General features: G+C 71.3%; 15 protein-coding genes and 1 pseudogene. 1 reads left to right on the top strand and 15 read right to left on the bottom strand.

The genetic code is table 11. The features are described 5' to 3' along the window. Nucleotides 1-25: 25 nt before the first annotated feature. From ACQB60_RS26625 to ACQB60_RS26610, 4 genes are read right to left on the bottom strand one after another with little or no spacing between them, the layout of a single operon-like run. Nucleotides 26-1,366, bottom strand: a complete 1,341-nt coding sequence (locus ACQB60_RS26625) for an NADH-quinone oxidoreductase subunit D (protein ID WP_496928653.1) — start codon at nucleotides 1,364-1,366, stop codon at nucleotides 26-28. Further along, entirely contained in the window at nucleotides 1,366-2,106 is a 741-nt protein-coding gene (locus ACQB60_RS26620; RefSeq protein ID WP_496928652.1) for an NADH-quinone oxidoreductase subunit C, read from the bottom strand. The genes ACQB60_RS26625 and ACQB60_RS26620 overlap by 1 nt, the downstream gene beginning before the upstream one ends. Further along, the gene (locus ACQB60_RS26615; protein WP_010041554.1) at nucleotides 2,103-2,657 is read right to left on the bottom strand and encodes a NuoB/complex I 20 kDa subunit family protein; all 555 of its coding nucleotides are present in this window, start codon (nucleotides 2,655-2,657) and stop codon (nucleotides 2,103-2,105) included. The genes ACQB60_RS26620 and ACQB60_RS26615 overlap by 4 nt, the downstream gene beginning before the upstream one ends. Before the next feature lie 13 nt (nucleotides 2,658-2,670). After that, the gene (locus ACQB60_RS26610; RefSeq protein ID WP_003992243.1) at nucleotides 2,671-3,030 is read right to left on the bottom strand and encodes an NADH-quinone oxidoreductase subunit A; all 360 of its coding nucleotides are present in this window, start codon (nucleotides 3,028-3,030) and stop codon (nucleotides 2,671-2,673) included. A gap of 775 nt (nucleotides 3,031-3,805) precedes the next feature. Between ACQB60_RS26610 and ACQB60_RS26605 the strand changes: the two genes are divergently transcribed. Next, a complete protein-coding gene (locus ACQB60_RS26605) occupies nucleotides 3,806-4,624 on the top strand; it encodes a C40 family peptidase (protein WP_496928651.1) in 819 nt (272 codons plus the stop codon). 85 nt (nucleotides 4,625-4,709) lie between these two features. Here ACQB60_RS26605 and ACQB60_RS26600 read toward each other — a convergent pair whose 3' ends face one another. From ACQB60_RS26600 to ACQB60_RS26550, 11 genes and pseudogenes are all read right to left on the bottom strand, one after another. Next, nucleotides 4,710-5,867, bottom strand: coding sequence for a TPR domain-containing protein (locus tag ACQB60_RS26600; RefSeq protein WP_496928650.1), 1,158 nt, complete (start codon nucleotides 5,865-5,867; stop codon nucleotides 4,710-4,712). Next, nucleotides 5,864-7,126 (bottom strand): ATP-binding protein, encoded by a 1,263-nt coding sequence (locus tag ACQB60_RS26595; protein ID WP_496928649.1) that lies wholly within the window; start codon nucleotides 7,124-7,126, stop codon nucleotides 5,864-5,866. Before ACQB60_RS26595 ends, ACQB60_RS26600 begins: the two co-directional genes overlap by 4 nt. 44 nt (nucleotides 7,127-7,170) lie before the next feature. Continuing rightward, the gene (locus ACQB60_RS26590) at nucleotides 7,171-7,497 is read right to left on the bottom strand and encodes a putative quinol monooxygenase (protein ID WP_496928648.1); all 327 of its coding nucleotides are present in this window, start codon (nucleotides 7,495-7,497) and stop codon (nucleotides 7,171-7,173) included. 86 nt (nucleotides 7,498-7,583) lie between these two features. Next, on the bottom strand, nucleotides 7,584-8,867 hold the full coding sequence (locus ACQB60_RS26585) for a geranylgeranyl reductase family protein (protein WP_496928647.1): 1,284 nt from the start codon (nucleotides 8,865-8,867) through the stop codon (nucleotides 7,584-7,586). A 414-nt stretch (nucleotides 8,868-9,281) separates the two neighbouring features. Next, nucleotides 9,282-11,576 (bottom strand): serine/threonine kinase C-terminal domain-containing protein, encoded by a 2,295-nt coding sequence (locus tag ACQB60_RS26580; protein ID WP_496928732.1) that lies wholly within the window; start codon nucleotides 11,574-11,576, stop codon nucleotides 9,282-9,284. A gap of 222 nt (nucleotides 11,577-11,798) precedes the next feature. Next, nucleotides 11,799-11,870: pseudogene (locus ACQB60_RS26575) on the bottom strand (zinc-ribbon domain-containing protein); the annotation flags it as partial. Between the two features lie 133 nt (nucleotides 11,871-12,003). Further along, nucleotides 12,004-12,693, bottom strand: a complete 690-nt coding sequence (locus tag ACQB60_RS26570) for a demethylmenaquinone methyltransferase (protein WP_496928646.1) — start codon at nucleotides 12,691-12,693, stop codon at nucleotides 12,004-12,006. 217 nt (nucleotides 12,694-12,910) lie between these two features. Then, complete coding sequence (locus ACQB60_RS26565) at nucleotides 12,911-13,510, bottom strand: imidazolonepropionase-like domain-containing protein (protein WP_496928645.1); 600 nt, start codon at nucleotides 13,508-13,510, stop codon at nucleotides 12,911-12,913. Between the two features lie 7 nt (nucleotides 13,511-13,517). Next, on the bottom strand, nucleotides 13,518-14,717 hold the full coding sequence (mqnC, locus tag ACQB60_RS26560; protein WP_496928644.1) for a cyclic dehypoxanthinyl futalosine synthase: 1,200 nt from the start codon (nucleotides 14,715-14,717) through the stop codon (nucleotides 13,518-13,520). A 48-nt stretch (nucleotides 14,718-14,765) separates the two neighbouring features. Further along, nucleotides 14,766-15,488, bottom strand: a complete 723-nt coding sequence (locus tag ACQB60_RS26555; protein ID WP_496928643.1) for a prepilin peptidase — start codon at nucleotides 15,486-15,488, stop codon at nucleotides 14,766-14,768. Nucleotides 15,489-15,492: 4 nt separating this feature from the next. Beyond that, complete coding sequence (locus tag ACQB60_RS26550; protein WP_496928642.1) at nucleotides 15,493-18,555, bottom strand: BTAD domain-containing putative transcriptional regulator; 3,063 nt, start codon at nucleotides 18,553-18,555, stop codon at nucleotides 15,493-15,495. Nucleotides 18,556-18,589: the final 34 nt, after the last annotated feature.

Below are 18,589 nucleotides of genomic sequence, written 5' to 3'. Positions count from 1 at the left end.
CTCACGCCCTCGGAAGGTGTGGCGGTCACCGGTCGACGCCTCCCATCACGGGGTCGATGGACGCGACGGCGACGATGACGTCGGCGACCTGGCCGCCCTCGCACATCGCCGCCATGGCCTGGAGGTTGGTGAAGGACGGGTCGCGGAAGTGGACCCGGAAGGGACGGGTGCCGCCGTCGGACACGGCGTGCACGCCGAGTTCGCCCTTGGGCGACTCCACGGCGGCGTACGCCTGTCCCGGCGGGACCCGGAAGCCCTCGGTCACCAGCTTGAAGTGGTGGATCAGGGACTCCATGGAGGTGCCCATGATCTTCTTGATGTGGTCGAGCGAGTTGCCCAGGCCGTCAGGGCCGAGGGCGAGTTGGGCGGGCCAGGCGATCTTCTTGTCCCCGACCATGACGGGTCCGGGGGCGAGCCGGTCCAGGCACTGCTCGACGATGCGCAGCGACTGCCGCATCTCCTCCAGGCGGATCAGGAAGCGCCCGTAGGAGTCGCAGGTGTCGGCGGTCGGGACGTCGAAGTCGTACGTCTCGTAGCCGCAGTACGGCTGGGTCTTGCGCAGGTCGTGCGGGAGTCCGGCCGAGCGCAGGACGGGGCCGGTGGCGCCGAGGGCCATGCAGCCGGCCAGGTCCAGATAGCCGACGTCCTGCATGCGGGCCTTGAAGATGGGGTTCCCGGTGGCGAGCTTGTCGTACTCCGGGAGGTTCTTCTTCATCTTCTTCACGAACTCGCGGATCTGGTCCACGGCGCCCGGGGGCAGGTCCTGGGCGAGGCCGCCGGGCCGGATGTACGCGTGGTTCATCCGGAGGCCGGTGATCAACTCGTAGATGTCGAGAATGAGTTCACGATCACGGAAGCCGTAGATCATGATCGTCGTGGCGCCGAGCTCCATACCGCCGGTGGCGATGGCGACGAGGTGCGAGGACATCCGGTTCAGCTCCATCAGGAGCACGCGGATGATGTTCGCCCGGTCCGGGACGTCGTCCTCGATGCCGAGGAGCTTCTCGACGGCGAGGCAGTACCCCGCCTCGTTGTAGAACGGCGTCAGGTAGTCCATGCGCGTGACGAAGGTGGTCCCCTGCGTCCACGTGCGGTACTCGAGGTTCTTCTCGATGCCCGTGTGCAGATAGCCGATGCCGCAGCGGGCCTCGGTGACCGTCTCGCCGTCGATCTCCAGGATCAGGCGCAGCACCCCGTGCGTGGACGGGTGCTGCGGACCCATGTTGACGATGATGCGCTCGTCGTCGGACTTGGCCGCGGACTGGACGACCTCGTCCCAGTCGCCACCGGTGACCGTATATACGGTGCCCTCGGTGGTCTCGCGGGCGGAAGCCTGGGAAGTGGATGTTCCCTGAGTGGCAGACATCAGCTGTACGACCTCCGCTGGTCCGGAGCCGGGATCTGGGCGCCCTTGTACTCGACGGCGATGCCGCCGAGGGGGTAGTCCTTGCGCTGCGGGAAGCCCTGCCAGTCGTCCGGCATCATGATCCGCGTCAGCGCCGGGTGGCCGTCGAAGATCAGGCCGAAGAAGTCGTACGCCTCGCGCTCGTGCCAGTCGTTCGTCGGGTAGACGGGGACCAGCGAGGGGACGTGCGGATCGTCGTCCGGCGCGCTCACTTCGAGGCGGATCAGCCGGTTGTGGGTGATCGAGCGCAGGTGGTAGACGGCGTGCAGCTCACGGCCCTTGTCGCCGGGGTAGTGCACGCCGCTCACGCCGGTGCACAGCTCGAAGCGCAGGGCCGGGTCGTCGCGCAGGGTGCGGGCGACGCGGACGAGGTGCTCGCGCGCGATGTGGAAGGTGAGCTCGGCGCGGTCGACGACGGTCTTCTCGATCGCGTTCTCGGGGACGAGGCCCTGTTCCTCCAGGGCGCCCTCCAGCTCGTCGGCGACCTCGTCGAACCAGCCTCCGTAGGGGCGGGTGGACTCGCCGGGCATCCGGATCGAGCGGACCAGGCCGCCGTAGCCGGAGGTGTCGCCGCCCTTGTCGGCGCCGAACATGCCGCGCTGGACGCGGATCTCCTCGCCCTGGTCGCCGCGCTGGCCCGGGAGGTTGGCGGCGCTGAGGTCCTTTTCGGGATTGGTCCCGTTGCTGTGCGCGTCGCTCACCGCAGCAGCCCCTTCATCTCGATGGTGGGGAGCGCCTTGAGGGCCGCCTCCTCCGCCTCGCGGGCCGCCTCCTCGGCGTTCACGCCGAGCTTGGAGGTCTGGATCTTCTGGTGGAGCTTGAGAATCGCGTCCATCAGCATCTCGGGCCGCGGCGGACAGCCGGGCAAATAGATGTCAACTGGGACAATGTGGTCTACACCCTGAACAATTGCGTAATTGTTGAACATCCCGCCCGATGAGGCGCAAACCCCCATGGAAATGACCCACTTGGGGTTCGGCATCTGGTCATAGACCTGCCGCAGGACGGGCGCCATCTTCTGGCTCACCCGCCCGGCCACGATCATCAGGTCCGCCTGTCGCGGCGATCCCCGGAAGACCTCCATGCCGAAGCGCGCCAGGTCATAGCGCCCGGCGCCGGTCGTCATCATCTCGATGGCGCAGCACGCGAGGCCGAACGTGGCCGGAAAGACGGATGACTTGCGCACCCAGCCCGCGGCCTGTTCGACGGTGGTCAGCAGGAATCCGCTCGGCAGCTTTTCTTCGAGTCCCATAGCTCCTGGCCCCTCAGTCCCATTCCAGGCCGCCGCGCCGCCACACGTACGCGTACGCGACGAAGACGGTGAGCACGAAGAGCAGCATCTCCACGAGCCCGAAAATCCCCAGGGCGTCGAAGGTGACGGCCCAGGGGTAGAGGAAGACGATCTCGATGTCGAAGACGATGAAGAGCATCGCCGTCAGGTAGTACTTGATGGGGAAACGCCCACCGCCGGCCGGTGTCGGCGTCGGCTCGATGCCGCACTCATAGGCTTCGAGCTTGGCCCGGTTGTAGCGCTTCGGACCGATCAGCGTGGCCATGACCACGGAGAAGATCGCAAAGCCTGCCCCGAGGGCTCCCAGTACGAGGATGGGCGCATACGCGTTCACCGCTCCTCGCTCCTCTCAGTCGGCACTGACTGCTGGCGGCGCTGGTCCTGATTCCTGCCGAAGATCGCTTACATGTGAAGCAGGTCACAAGCCCAACTGCCCCGCATCTTATGCCCGCCGGTCTGTGATCTGCGACACGGGGTACGACAACTGCTTTGTGATCTCCACCACCTGACGAAGGATCATGAAGTCGGATGAGCGGTGATCTTCGTACGCGAAGCGCCTGAGTGATCACCAGAGGTGACATCTCAGTGCGTCACCCCTGGTGAGAGCGGGTTCGCACTATCAAGAGGTAGACCGCTCAAGCAAATTGGCGCTGGACGCGCGCGCTTGATAGAGGAGCCGCGTTCACATCAGGGCGGGGCGAGTGTGAATGGAGGTGCGGGGGTGCCGATGCGTGCACACGTTCACGAGCGCCGGCCGACAGTCCCCTCCATGGCCTTCCGAACGGCCCACAGATTTACGGGACATCTCAGGGAGGTCTCAGCGAGATCTCAGGGAGATCCCCGAGGGGGTCATGCTGTGACCTGTGCCACAGCACCCTTCGGGCCCAATAAACCGGGCTTGGCCATTGGCCTCAACGGGTGGTAGTCCACGGGCAATTCGGACGTATCACAGAAAACCCATGATCACAGGCGTGATCGACCGTGTCCGCATTGCCCGTTACGGCGTCAATAAGAAGCGACACGCCCGGGATTCGGGGCTGGATTCCGTAACTGTGGCGCACCACACGTTTCTTGAAGGGAACCGTGGGTCCCTGATAGCGGTTGTTCTCATGTCCCACACCGCTCACATACCCAGCCACCGGAAGCCCCGCCGCAGCGCGTCGAAGATGGCCCTGCGCGCAGGAGTTGCCGGTGGCGTCCTCAGCACCCTGGCAGTGGCCGGCGCCGCTGGTACGGCGAACGCCGCCGAGCCGGTGACCGAGACCATCGAGATGCCCACGCTCACGAGCGACCTGTCCACGCAGATCGCCCAGTCCGCGGACGCCACCCAGCAGACCGCGGACGCCTACGAGTCCCGCGCCGAGCAGGACGCCGCCGCCGCCAAGGCCGCCAAGCAGGCCGCGGCCGACCAGGCGAAGGCCGAGAAGGAAGCCAAGGCGAAGGCCAAGGCCGAGGCCGCCGCGAAGAAGAAGGCCGCCGCCGAGCGCGCCTCCCGCTCCGCCGAGCGCACGGACCTCTCCACGCAGTCCTCCTCCGCCTCGGACGACTCCGGTTCGTCCGTGAGCGCCCCGAGCGGCAGCGTCGGCTCCGTCATCAGCTTCCTCAAGGCGCAGCTCGGCGACGCCTACGTCATGGGCGCCTCCGGCCCCAACGCCTGGGACTGCTCCAGCCTCGTCCAGGCCGCCTTCAAGCAGGCCGGCGTGAGCCTGCCGCGCGTCTCCCAGGACCAGTCGACGATGGGCACCGAGGTCGGCACCTCGAACCTGCAGGTCGGCGACATCCTGTACTGGGGCGGCAAGGGCTCCGCGTACCACGTGGGTGTCTACATCGGTAACGGCCAGTACCTGGACGCCGCCAACCCCGGCAAGGGCGTTGTCATCCAGGACCTGTCCGGCTACCCCGCCTCGGGCGCCGTCCGCGTCCTCTGAGGGCCGCACACAGAGCACAGCCAAGGGCCGGAACCCCCCTGCGGGGTTCCGGCCCTTGGCGCGCCCTCAGCGGCGTCTCACGGCCTCAGCGCCGCCTCGACGCCTCCCGGAACGTCTTCCGTACGGACGGACGGTCGACCCACATCGTCAGGAGCGTCGTCACCAGGGCGATCCAGAACAGCGTTCTGGGGATCCCTCGTTCGGTCCACGGCACCAGGTCGAGCACCAGCGTGCAGGCCATCACGGCGGCGGACTGCCCCGCGGCCAGCCGGGCCCACCCGTCGCGGCGCAGCAAGGAACGCACGTTCAGGCGGACGCCCTTGCGCCGCCGGTAGAACCGCAGCGCCGCGCCGAGCAGCCAGATCGCGGTGAGCGGCACCAGGTTCCACAGCCGCTGGCCGAGGGAGAGCGGCAGTTCGAGCGGGGTCTCGCCGTCGGTCGGGTACAGGTCGAGGGCGCTCGCGGCGATGAGCAGGAGACAGAACAGCGCGAGCCAGCGGGTGCCGCGCAGCATCCGGTAGGTGGCGGCGTCGAGTTCGCTCTGCAGCACCGGTGATCCGGGGGCTGCGGCGAGCGCGTCGGCCACCATGTCGGCCGCGTCGGCGGCGCGCGTGCCCGGGGTGTTGGCGGCCTTCCGCGTCTGCCCGGCCAGCGCCTCCTGGTGCGTGGGGTCGAGCCGCAGGATGGCGCGCTCCATCGCGTCGACGGTCTCCTTGTCGCCGGAGAGGTCGGCGATGAACTTCGCGGTCTCGTACGCGCCGATCTCCTCCGGACCGAGGCGGATCGCCTCCCGGGCCAGCTCCCTCGCCTCACCGGCCACCGCCTGGATGTCAGCGAACTCCAGGCGCCCACCGGGACCGATCTCCTTGCCGCGGCGGACGACGGCCGCCCGGAACACCAGGTCGGCGAGCATCGAGTAGCCGCCCCAGAACTGCGGGTTGAGCCGGACCGCCGCACGCAGCGCGTCCTCCGCCTTGTCCAGGCCGGCGCCGCTCAGCCGCAGCGCCTGGGAGTGCACCAGAAGGACGTTGACGTTCTCCGGCGTGAGCTGCAGGGCCCGCTCGGTCGCCTCCAGCGCCTGCCGCGGGCGGTCGGCCCTCAGCTGACAGCGGGCGAGCTGCTCCCACGCCGCCACGTCGTCGGGCTCCTCGGCGAGCCTGCGCCCGAGGAGCTCCACCGCTTCGTCGTACCGTTCGAGCGCGACGAGCCCCTCGGCCCGCTCGACCGCCTGATCCAGACTCACAGCTTCCGCTTCTTCTTCAGGTAGGCGACAAGGTCGTCGTACGTGCCGCCCTCGTTCGCGTACATCGCCACGTTGCGGGCGGACGCGAACCAGGGGTCGGCGGACGGCACGGTCTGCTTGACCGCGCCGAGCAGGTCCTTCATGCCGATCATGCGGGCGGTGCCGGTGCGCGCCGAGTCGAGCAGCGCGGTCTCGGCCGCCCCCTCGCAGATGTGGGCGAGGTCGGCGCCGGAGAGGCCGTCGGTGGCCTTGGCGAGCTTGCCCAAGTCGACGTTCTCGATGGGGCGTTCGCGCAGGTGGTAGCGGAGGATGGCCTCACGGGCCGGGGCGTCGGGCGGCAGCACGAGCAGGGTGCGGTCGAAGCGGCCGGGGCGGCGCAGGGCGACGTCGACGTCCCAGGGGACGTTCGTCGCGGCGAGCACGAAGACGCCCTCGTTGGCCGCGGCGTCGACGCCGTCGAGCTCGGTGAGCAGCTGGTTGACGGTGTTGCGCATGCCGCTGCTCTGGGTGCGGCTGCGCTTTCCGCCCAGGGCGTCCAGTTCGTCCAGGAACACGACGCAGGGGGCCTGACGGCGGGCGGTCTCGAAGACCTCGTGCATGTTGCGCTCGGAGTTGCCGATCCACATGTCGAGGACGTCGTTGACCGACACCGACAGGAAACTGGCGCCGAGTTCACCGGCGACGGCGCGGGCGATGAAGGTCTTTCCGCAGCCGGGAGGCCCGTACAGGAGGAGGCCGCCCCGCAGGCTCTTCCCGTACAGCTTGCGCAGTTCGGGGTTGCGCAGGGGGGCGAGGAACGCGGCTTCGAGGCGGTCCTTGACGTCCTGCATGCCGCCGACGTCGGCGAGCCGGACGGCGCCGGGCGCCGCCGTGTCCTCGACGTCCCACGCCTCCGCGTCGCCGGGGTCCCCGCTGCCGTCCTCGGCGAGCGGCGCCTCCACGAACCGGGGCGGGACGGCGTCGCCGACCTGGTCCTCGGCGGCCTTCCAGTCGAAGCGGGGCTCGGTCGCCGCCTGCTGAACGGGGGCGGGGGCAGGGCCGCCCATCGCGCGGGCCATCAGCTGCTGGGCCTGTGCGTCGCCCGGCGCGTGCTGCAGGGCCACGGCGGCTTCGGCGATCGCGGCGTGCGACTGGCCCGATTCCAGGAGGAGTTGGGCGAGGTGCAGGCGCAGGGGGACGTCCTGAGGTGCGGCGGCGACGGCCGTACGCAGGCTCTGTATGAGGGGTGATTCAGGGGAGGCGGGAGGTTCGGCCGACATGGCGCCCACTGTACGAAGCGGGCGCCACGGTCGAGCGAGCGGGCTCAGGCTTCCACGGCCAGCTCCCCCATCGCGCCCCAGCCCTCGTTCGGGATGTCGGCGTTGATGATCTCGGGGGTGGCGGCGATGAGCCCGGCCATCGTCTCCAGGCCCGCCTTGAAGTGGTCGGACTGCACGTGCACCGCGCCCGCCTCGGCGTCCCGGAAGCCCTCCAGGAGGACGTACTGGTTCGGGTCGTCGACGCTGCGCGACCAGTCGAAGAAGAGGTTGCCCTCCTCGGCGCGGGTGGCGGCGGTGAACGCGGCGGTGCGCTCCAGCCAGGACTCGGCGTGCTCGGGGCGGACGGTGAACTTCACTGCGATGAAAATCATCCGTCCACCCTGCCTCTGACCTGGCGTATTGACCAAATCGGACCAATACGCCGCAGGAGCCGCCGCTACGCCCCGGGGGGCCGGCCTCACGCCTTGGGGGCCACCTTGGACAGGCCGTTGATGATCCGGTCCATCGCGTCCCCGCCCGTCGGATCCGTCAGGTTCGCCAGCATCTTCAGCGTGAACTTCATCAGGACGGGGTGGGTCAGTCCGCGCTGCGTCGCGATCTTCATGACCTTCGGGTTGCCGATGAGCTTCACGAAGGCGCGGCCCAGCGTGTAGTAGCCGCCGTAGGTGTCCTTGAGGACCTTCGGGTAGCGCTGGAGGGCGAGTTCGCGCTGGGCGGGCGTCTGGCGGGCGTGGGCCTGGACGATGACGTCGGCCGCGATCTGGCCGGACTCCATGGCGTACGCGATGCCCTCGCCGTTGAAGGGGTTCACCATGCCGCCCGCGTCACCGACCAGGAGCAGGCCCTTGGTGTAGTGCGGCTGGCGGTTGAAGGCCATGGGCAGGGCCGCGCCGCGGATCGGCATCGTCATGTTGTCCGGGGTGTAGCCCCAGTCCTCGGGCATCGAGGCGCACCACGCCTTCAGGACCTCGCGCCAGTCGAGCTCCTTGAACGCGGCGGAGGAGTCGAGGATGCCCAGGCCGACGTTGGACGTGCCGTCGCCCATGCCGAAGATCCAGCCGTAGCCGGGCAGGAGCCGGTCCTGGGAGCCGCGGCGGTCCCACAGCTCCAGCCACGACTCCAGGTAGTCGTCGTCGTGGCGCGGGGACGTGAAGTACGTGCGGACGGCCACGCCCATCGGACGGTCCTCGCGGCGGTGCAGCCCCATCGCGAGGGAGAGCCGGGTCGAGTTGCCGTCGGCCGCGACGACCAGCGGGGCGTGGAAGGTCGCCGGCGTCTTCTCCTCGCCGAGCTTGGCGTGCACGCCGGTGATGCGGCCCGTGCGGTCGTCGACGATCGGGGCGCCGACGTTGCAGCGCTCGTACAGGCGCGCGCCCGCCTTCTGCGCCTGGCGGGCCAGTTGCTCGTCGAAGTCGTCGCGCTTGCGCACCAGACCGTAGTCCGGGTACGAGGCGAGGTCCGGCCAGTCCAGCTGGAGGCGGACGCCGCCGCCGATGATGCGGAGGCCCTTGTTCCGCAGCCAGCCCGCCTCTTCGGAGATGTCGATGCCCATGGAGACGAGCTGCTTGGTGGCACGGGGGGTGAGTCCGTCGCCGCAGACCTTCTCCCGCGGGAACGCGGTCTTCTCCAGGAGGAGCACGTCGAGCCCGGCCTTCGCCAGGTAGTACGCCGTGGTCGAACCGGCGGGCCCGGCTCCGACGACGATGACGTCCGCGGTGTTTTCGGAGAGCGGCTCGGTCACGGCGGGTTCTCCCCAAGGCTCGACTTCTGTGTGCCGACGGGCACGGAACAGAGGCAGTCTATGAGGCCGTACCGATCCGCCGGGCGAAGGGGCCGGTGCCGCAGGGCGCTGTGGCGCCCGGGTGCCTGGCGGCCCGCCGGGCGCGGGTCTACCCTTCCGGTACCGCCGGGGGGGTGACATCCGTGCCAGGGACGTCCGACGCAGCCCGTCCCCTTCACCCGGACCGAGCTCGAACCAGACGGTGACCACGGCGCCGCGCGGAACTTCGGCGCCGGGAATGGGGTACCCCCCTGCTCGAACGGAGTCGGGAGCCTGGGGGCGCCGGGGTGCGGGAGCCTCGACGCCCCGTGCCTCCCGGCGGCGGGCTGCGCCGGGAGCTGCCCACGTCCTCCGACCCGGCCGACCCGGCTCTGTTCAGTCCGTGAGCTTCCAGGAGTCCAGGGCCCGTTGGTGGGTCTGAGCGCCGTAGTCCGCCGGCCAGAAGTCCTCGCGCCACGACAGCTGGATCGCGTACTCGGTGCCGTCGTCCGCGATGTAGCTCTGGTCGATCGCGTGGATGGCGCGGTCCTGGTCGTCGGTGTACGTGTACTCCCAGATCGCTCCGGGCCGCCCCTGGAAGGTGTTCTTCTCCAGGCGCACCCGCTGGTAGTCCGACCACTTCTTGTTCTTCTCGGCGTGGGCCTCGCCGTCCTTGAGGTTCTCGTACGAGGTGTAGTCCGCCTTCGGGATCACACCGATGAGGAACTCCTCGCGCCCCGTGCTGCCCGCGTACGTGCGCTGCGTCGGGTTGTCGCCCGCCTGGAGCGTCCACCCGGCCGGGGCGACGAACGAGAAGCCCTTCGCGTCCTCCACCCGGACCGAGCCGCCGTCCTCCCCGAGGTCGCCGGAGTCGGCGCCCGGGTCGTCCGACGTCTCCGCGGAGGGGGTGGGGCTCGACGTCTCCTGCGCCGAGGGCGTCTGCGAGGGCTCCTGCTCGTGGGTCCTGCTCACCCCCGCCTTCCCGTTCTTGCCTTCCTTGCCGCCGCCGTCCTTGTCGTCGTCGTGGTTCTGCCAGAGCAGGACGCCCGCCGCGACGGCGCTGCCGATGAGGAAGGCACCCGCGAGAGTCGCCACCCAGATGACGGCGCGGCGGCGGGGAGCCGGGGTGGCCGGGTCCGGCACCGGGGGCTGCTGGCCGACGTAGGTCGCGTACTGGGAGAGGTCGTGGGGGCCGACGGGGGTGGCAGGAGTCGCTGGGGTGGCTGGCGTGGCTGGGGTGGCTGGCGTGGCTGGGGCTCCCGGAACAACCGGTGCCGCACCCGGCGCCGGCATGTCCGGCGCACCGACAACTCCCGCCGAAGCGAAGGCACTTGGGACGCCCGCCCCCGACCTGCTCCCCACCATCTGCAGCAGGAACGGCGCGAGGAACACCGCCACGCCCACCCACAGCATCCCGAAGAGCAGCGCGTCCGGCACGCTCGTGCCCGCCTCGATGCTGCCCTTGCCGCCCGCGCTGCCGCCGGTGTAATCGCTGCCGCCGCTGTAGTCGCTGCCACCACTGCCGAAGCCGCCCCCGCCTCCGCCCCCGCCCCCGTAAGGCGACGAGGCGCTGGCGCTCACCTCCATGCCGAAGCCGCTGATCCCCGCGAGGAAGAGGAAGAGGAGGAAGGAGATGCCGCCGGCGAGGAACTGCTCGCCCCGGCGGGCGGAGCGGCGCGCGGCGAGCACGCCGATGGTGAGCGCGCACACGACGCCGAGCCCCAACGCTCCCACGACCGCCCAGTCGTTGGCGTAGTCCCCCAGCTCGGAGAGGCCGAACGACTCGCTCTCCGCACCGCCACCGCTGCCGAGCGAGGAGCCCGAGCTGTCCGCCTTGGCCTCGGCGGGCGCGCCCCAGCTCAGGCCGAGGGCCATGACGCCGAGGTTGGGCAGCACGAGGAGGGCGGCCACGAGCGGGGAGACGGGAGAGTCGTCGGAGTCGGTGAGCCGGTCGAGGTCGTCGAGCTGGCCGATGCTGATGTACGCGACGACCGCGGCAAGGGCGATCACGACGGCGAGCGCCTTGACGGCCGTACCGGCGGCGCGCACCGCGGTGTGGGCGGCGGGGCGGGCGGCCAGCCAGTGCGCGAGGTCGTCCTGGTGCAGCACCGCGCAGGAGACGGCGAGTCCGAGCACGAGCGCGCCGAGCGCGGACAGCGCCGGGACCGAGGAGAACTCGACGCCGTCGACCTCGGGCTGCGCGAAGAGCGCGAGGACGAGGGTGGCGAGGGTCACGAGGAGCGAGATGCGAACGGCCGCTTCCAGACCGTCGGTTCGCCCGATCGTCGTCGCCCCCGCCTCTGCGGCGCGCCGCCGGTTACGGCTCCTGACGACGCGTACGCCGATGTAGAGCGCCAGGATCCACAGGACCGTGACCGTGAGCGGGGTGAGGGAGAGGCTGTACGACCCTTCGACGGCGATGTCGCGCGAGCTGCCGCCCAGGCCCGAGCCGTCCCCGATGGACGTCCGGTCCTGACCGCTGAACTCGAAGCCGCCGCCCACTCCTTGGAGGAGCAGCGCGAGCGCCATCCGCAGCCGGTCGGTGAACCCGACCACGACCTCCTCGTCCTGCCCGTACGAGGGAATGGCGATCCCCACGGCCCCCACGAGGAGCAGCACCACGGGCCAGAGCGCGGCCTGCACGGACCCGGCCCAGTCCCCGCGGAAGGCCCGCCCGAAGAAGGCGCCCACGGGTGAGGGGCCTGCGGGGTGCGGGGGTGGCGGGGGCAGGGTGGGGGCGGCGAAGGCCGGAGGGGCTGCGGGGGCTGCAGGGGCTGCGGGGGCTGCGGAAGCGGGGACGTAGGTGGGTGGGGATGAGGGCGGCGGGGAGGCGGGTGGGGCCGCGGGGGGCTGAGGGGGTGTCTTGCCCGCTTCGGGGGGAGGCGTCAACTCGCCGCTCGTTGCGGGGAGTTCGCGCCCGCACTTCATGCAGAAGCGCGCCTCGTCCAGTCTTTGGGCACCACAGTGCGGGCAGTACGACGCCATGGGGACACTCCGTCGTTGGGGAGTCGAGCGGGGAGGGGGACGTAAGGGGTGGGGCAGTGTCTCAGCGGTGTATCAACTGACACATCTTCCCCGGCCCCCGGTTCCCGTCAACTCCGGCCGTGACGGAGCCGGTTCACTTGATGCCGCGGTGCAGCGCGACGACGCCGCCCGTGAGGTCGCGCCAGGCCACCTTCGACCAGCCCGCGGCCTGCAGCTTCGCGGCGAGCGCGGGCTGGTCGGGCCAGTCGCGGATCGACTCGGCGAGGTAGACGTACGCGTCCGGGTTGGACGAGACCGCGCGGGCGACCGGCGGCAGGGCGCGCATCAGGTACTCGGTGTAGACCGTGCGGAACGGTGCCCACGTCGGGTGCGAGAACTCGCAGATCACGACGCGGCCGCCGGGCTTCGTGACCCGGTACAGCTCGCGGAGCGCCTGGTCGGTGTCCTGGATGTTGCGCAGGCCGAAGGAGATCGTGACCGCGTCGAACGTGTCGTCCCTGAACGGCAGCCGGGTCCCGTCGCCCGCCGTGAACGGCATCCACGGGTGGTTGCGCTTGCCGACCCGGAGCATGCCGATCGAGAAGTCGCAGGGCACGACGTACGCGCCGGCCTGCGCGAAGGGCTGGGAGGAGGTGGCCGTGCCGGCGGCGAGGTCGAGGATCTTCTGCGCCGGGCGGGCGTCGACCGCCTTCGCGACCTCCTTGCGCCAGAGGCGGGACTGGCCGAGCGAGAGCACGTCGTTGGTGAGGTCGTAGCGTTCCGCCACGTCGTCGAACATGGAGGCGACTTCGTGCGGCTGCTTGTCCAAGTTTGCTCGGGTCACCTGGTCATTGTGTCAGGCCCGGGGGCCCGGCTCCCTTGGGGTGTGCCGGGCTCTCCTCCGCCTGCGGCGGGCCCTTCGCCTGCGGCGGGCTCTCGCCTTCGCGTCTGCCGGGGACGGCACTTCGGCGGGTGCGGCGTGCGCGTGGTTGCTCGCGCAGTTCCCCGCGCCCCTGCAGGGCGCCCTCTCGCGGCCACCGCACCCCAGTAAGGGCACCGTCTCACTTACTGCGGTACACCAACCGCCCCGCCACCACCGTCGCCACACACGTCCCCGGCCCCCGCCGCACCAGCTCCCCCCTGTCCGCCACGTCGAACACCGCGAAGCGGGCCGGGCCGCCCGCGGCCAGCGGGGGAAGCAGGACCAGCGGGGCCGGGGAGAGGGATGCGGGGCCCGGGAGTTGAGGGGGGCGTTGGCCCACTGCCAGGCCCGCTCTGCGGATCGCGTCCAGGACGGGGCGGGCACGCAGCTCGCCCGCGATCGCCACCGTGCCGTGGGCCAGGAGGCGCTGGACGCCGCGGCGGGCGCTCGCGCCGAGGCGGGACGGGTCGGAGCGGAAGATCGACTTCGCGCGCTCCCCGCCGATGGGGTCCGTGCCCAGCTCGTCGGCCTCGCGCGGGTCCGGGTGGTACGTGGCTTCCAGGAGCTCCGGACCGTACGGGTTGAGCAGGCCCGGCGTGAGGATGCCCGGCCAGCGGCGGACGCGGGCCGAAGGGTACGCGGCGGCCAGGTCCTCGTACGGGCCGACGGCGGCGACCGTCGCACCCTCGACCAGGACCGCCGCCTCCGGAGAGCGCTCGGCGACGTGAAGTGTCAGCAACGCAGGCTCAGTTGGTGGCCAGGAGCTTCAGCTCCGGGTGGGCCGTGCCGCCCTCGATCGCGGTGGACGAGATGTGCGAGGCCACACGGTCGTCGACCGGGTCGTTCGCCGGGTCGTCGTGGACGACGAGGTGCTCGTAGGTCGTGGCGCGCTGGGCCGGGACGCGGTCCGCGGTGCGGATCATGTCGATCATCTCGCGGAGGTTCGAGCGGTGCTTGGCGCCCGCCGAGGAGACCACGTTCTCCTCCAGCATCACGGAGCCGAGGTCGTCCGCGCCGTAGTGGAGGGTGAGCTGGCCCGCCTCCTTGCCGGTGGTGAGCCAGGAGCCCTGGATGTGCGCGACGTTGTCGAGGAAGATCCGGGCGATGGCGATCATGCGGATGTACTCGAAGATCGTCGCCTGGGTGCGGCCCTTGAGGTGGTTGTTCTCGGGCTGGTACGTGTACGGGATGAAGGCCCTGAAGCCCCCGGTCCGGTCCTGTACGTCGCGGATCATGCGCAGGTGCTCGATGCGCTCGGCGTTCGTCTCGCCCGTGCCCATGAGCATCGTGGAGGTGGACTCGACGCCCAGGTTGTGGGCGGTCTCCATGATCTCGAGCCAGCGCTCGCCGGACTCCTTGAGCGGGGCGATCGCCTTGCGGGGGCGCTCGGGGAGCAACTCCGCGCCCGCGCCCGCGAAGGAGTCGAGCCCGGCGGCGTTGATGCGCTGGATGGCCTCCTCGACGGAGACCTTGGAGATGCGGGCCATGTGCTCGACCTCGGACGCACCGAGGGAGTGGATGACCAGCTGGGGGAAGTCCTTCTTGATCGCCGAGAAGTGCTTCTCGTAGTACTCGACGCCGTAGTCCGGGTGGTGGCCGCCCTGGAACATGATCTGGGTGCCGCCCAGCTCGACGGTCTCCGCGCAGCGGCGCAGGATGTCGTCGAGGTCGCGGCTCCAGCCCTTCTTCGTGTCCTTCGGAGCGGCGTAGAAGGCGCAGAACTTGCACGCCGTCACGCAGACGTTCGTGTAGTTGATGTTCCGCTCGATGATGTACGTCGCGATGTGCTCCGTACCGGCGTAGCGGCGGCGGCGCACGGCGTCGGCGGCGGCGCCGAGGGCGTGCAGCGGGGCGTCGCGGTAGAGGTCGAGCGCCTCTTCGGGGGTGATCCGCCCACCTGCGGCGGCACGGTCGAGGACGGACTGGAGGTCGGCCTTCTCGGTCACCGTCGGGTCCCTTTCGTGGGGGTTGCGGGCGGACCGACCCAGCGTACGTCAGGCGGTGAACGCCCCAAGGAGCAGGCCCACGAACGCGCCGCCCACGAGGAACGGGCCGAACGCGATCGCCGTCTTGCGGCCCGCCTTGCGCACGACGACGAGCCACATTCCGTACAGCGCGGCGAGGACGAATCCCGCGAACGTGCCGAGGAGCAGCACCCCCCACCCGTACCAGCCGAGGACCGCGCCCAGGCCGAGGGCGAGCTTCACGTCGCCGAAGCCCATGCCGTTCGGGTTGATGAGGAAGAGGACGAAGTAGCCGCCGCCGAGCGCGAGCGCGCCGAGCGCGGCGCCCGTCCAGGAGCCGCCGTGCTCGGGCAGGAGCGCGGCCACCCCGAGCAGCGCCAGGGCCGCGGCGGCGAGCGGAAGGGTCAGGACGTCCGGCAGCCGCTGCACCGTGAAGTCGACGACGGCGAGCAGCACGCCGAGGGGGGCGAGCAGCAGCCAGGCGGCGAGTTCGGGGCGCGGCCCGGTCGCGGCGGCGAGGGCCGCGCAGACCAGGGCGGTGGCGGTCACCACGAGCGGGGCGCTCGGGCCGTACCCGTCCCCCTTGTCGCGGCAGCGGGCCAGGCCGAGCCAGCCGGTGAGCGGATGGCCTGCCGGGCAGACCGTGCGCCACTGTTCGTCGGGGGCGACGGAGAAGCGGTACGCGGGGCGCGGGACGAGGAGACCGGCGAGGGCGCCCCAGAGCAGGGCGCCCACCGTGAGGATCAGCTGCACCGGGTCACCCGACGGCGCTGAGTCCGCTGCGCCAGGCCGGGAGCAGCTCGTCGAGGAGCGCCTCGGTCCGGGGCGGCAGTCCGCGCGCGCCGCTGCGTGCGACCAGGTCGGCGGCGAGCTGCTGGAGGCGGTCCGGGTCCTCCAGGGTGTGGGTGGCGCGCAGCAGCTCGTTCCACAGGCGCTCGTCGGTGGGCGCCGAGTTCATCGCCGCGCCGAGCGCCTCGATGGCCTTCTCCGCGCGCCCCTTCTCCAGGTGGAACTCGGAGAGGGCGAGGCCGATGTCGGCGACGAGGAGCGGGAGTTGGGCGTCGATGATCTCGTGCGTGAGCCAGCGGTAGCGGCCCTGCGGGCGGTCCGCGAGGAGCGGGCCGCGCACCAGGACGAGCGCGTCGGTGAGCATGCGCCCGCGCACCTGGCGGCTGTTGGCTCCGCGGCCCTGCGTGGCCTCGTGGTAGAGCGAGCGCAGCACGTCCAGGTCGGAGACGACGGACTTGGCGAGCTTGAGCCGCCCGCTCTCGTCGGTCTTCAGGCGCGGGGTGCCGTCGGCGTCCTGGCCGAGCCAGTGGGCGAGCCGGTCCAGGAGGGCGTCGCGCACGTCGTCGGTGACGCCGCGCGGCCACAGCGAGGAGACGAGCACGCGCGGGTGCACGCCCTCGCGGTGCAGGAGCAGCAGTGCGAGCGCCTCGTGGAGGAGGGCGCTGCGCTCGCCGTCGGGCGAGTCCAGGCCGATGATCTCGTAACTGCCGACCATGCGGGCGTAGACGGCGGGACGGCCCTGTTCGGTGACGTCGACGAGGAAGGGCGGGGCGGTCGCGGACGTGGCCCCCGACCCGGGGTCCCCGGCGCCCGTGGTGCCGCCCTGGTTCGGGTCGGCCTCGACGAACAGCTCGACGACGGCGCGCTGGGTCGCCTCCGGGAGCGTCTGCGCCTCCAGTTCGAGGCCGAGGAGCGGGGCGAGGAGCTTGCCCTGTCGGGTGATCTCCATCTCCCAGGCGGCGCCGGGCAGTCCGCCGCTCTCGGTGCTCTCCGTGCCGACGAGGTAGCCGATGCCGAGGCGGCTCGCGTCGGCGGCCAGCTCGGCGAGCTTGACCGCGTCGTCGTCGGTCGGCTGCGCGGCGAGCAGCACGAGGTGCGGGGCCCAGCGGGTGTGCTGGGCGGGGCCGGTGCGGCCGGTGAGGACCGAGTCGTGCCCGGCGGCGCCGAGCGCGCCGCGCCGCTGCCGCGTCTCGGCCTCCATGGTCTCGATGAGCGCCTCGACGTCCTCCAGGTGCCGCAGACGGTTGGGCGCGAGCGGGGTGAGGTCCTGGCCGAAGCCGACGAGCGTGATGGTCATGCGGTCCGACCAGCCGTTGGTGGCGAGTTCGGCGGCGACGGAGGCGAAGACGGCGGCCCGGTCGCTCTCGCTGCCGCTGAGCGAGACGATCCCCGGCACGGCCTCCAGGTTCAGCAGGAGCCGCGAGTCGTCGAGGGTGCCGAGGCTGACGAGCCCCGGGTAGGGCGCGGCGGTCTCGCTCTCCTCGTAGTTCTCGGCGTCGGTGCGGGCCAGCATCCAGAACGTCTGGTCCTGCCCCAACTGCCAGGGCGCGGGCGGCCGTCCGGCGGGCTGGGCGAGCTGGAGGTGCAGATCGCCGTTGCTCATCCAGGCCGCGTACACGGTCGGCAGGGGGCGGTTCTCCTCGGCGAGCGAGGCGGCGAGCCCGCGCAGCGAGAGGTCGAGGAGGCGCACGCCGTCGGGGTCGGCACCGACCAGGAGCGCGTCCTGGGCGTCGGCGGCGGAACCGGTCGGGGTGGGCGGCTCCATGCCGCGGCGGCCACCGAGCGCGCCCATCGCCGACTGCCACAGGGCGTGCCTGCGGCGGCGGCCGAGCGCGCCGAGGAGACCGGCGGCGAGGAGGGGGGCGCCGAGGAGCGCCTCGGGCAGCCCGAAGTCGAAGCCGCTGTCGTGGGAGGAGTCGTGGGAGGAGGAGCCGGTGGCGGCGGGGGTGCGGGCCTCGCCGCGGTGACCGCTGTCGCCGGGGCGCTGCTCGGGCACGACGATGTGGGCGGTGTCGCGATCGGTGGCGGAGCCTCCGCCCTGCTGACCACTGCCCTGCTGCCCGCTGCCCTGCTGACCGCTGCCCTGCTCGCCCGCTCCGCCACTGCCGGTCTTGGCGTAGTCGGAGATCTGCTCCTTCAGGTCCTCGGAGACCTTGGGTGCCTCGTCGGGCATCTGGACGAGCTCGCCGCCGTGGGCGTCGCCGGGCATCTCCATGATCCAGCCGGGCCGGATCAGGCTGGCCTCGGACAGCCGCGAACCGTCGGGCTGCACCCGGTCCTTGTTGAGCTCGTAGATCTCCTTGTAGCGACGGCCGTCGCCCAGGTGCCGCTCGGCGATCTCCCAGAGCGAATCGTGGTGACGGCCCTCGGGCGGCTGGATCCGGTAGTACTTCGTGTCACCGTGCTTGTGGGCGGCGCTCGCTCCGCTGTCGGCGTGCGCGGCGGCCTGATCGGCCTGCTGCGCGATCGCGCTCGCGGCGTCGGCGGCGGCGCTCTGCTGCTCCTGCCCGAAGAGCCCGGGGGTCTGCTGGGCGGACGCGGCGGAAGCGGGCTTCTGATTGCCTTCGAGCGACTGCCCGAACTGCGAGAGACCGGGCGCGAAGCTCGCAGCGGTGGCGCCCACCAGGAGCAGCGCGGCAACGAGCTGCCGGGCGAGCATCTGGCTGGGCCCGGCCCCCGGCACCCGCCCCGGAATGCCGACCCCGGACAGCGCGGCCTTCACCTCGACGAGCACGCACGCGGTGAACTGCGCCCAGGCGAGCCACACCACGACGGTCAGGATGTGGATGAAGGTCCCGGCCGTGATCTCGTTCTGCAGCCAGTCCATGGACGGTGCCCCGCTGGGCAGCGGCCACCCCACGAAGTACGCGAGGGCCCCGGGCACGCCGACCACGAGCGCGGCGAGCGCGACGAAGGCGAAGAGCGCCTTGACGAAGTCCCCGAACGTCCGACGACGCCGGGGCAGGGGCTGTGGCGTCCGGTTCCGCGGAGCCGACGAGCCGCCCGTCGAGCTGGAGGTGGTGCGCGCCATGGCGGGAATCCTGTGTCCTGGTGGCGGTGACTGA

It is taken from the genome of Streptomyces odontotermitis (assembly GCF_050510915.1).
Classification (GTDB): Bacteria; Actinomycetota; Actinomycetes; order Streptomycetales; family Streptomycetaceae; genus Streptomyces.
Note: the sequence above shows the minus strand (reverse complement) of the source record. Positions and strands in the feature narration are given on the sequence as shown.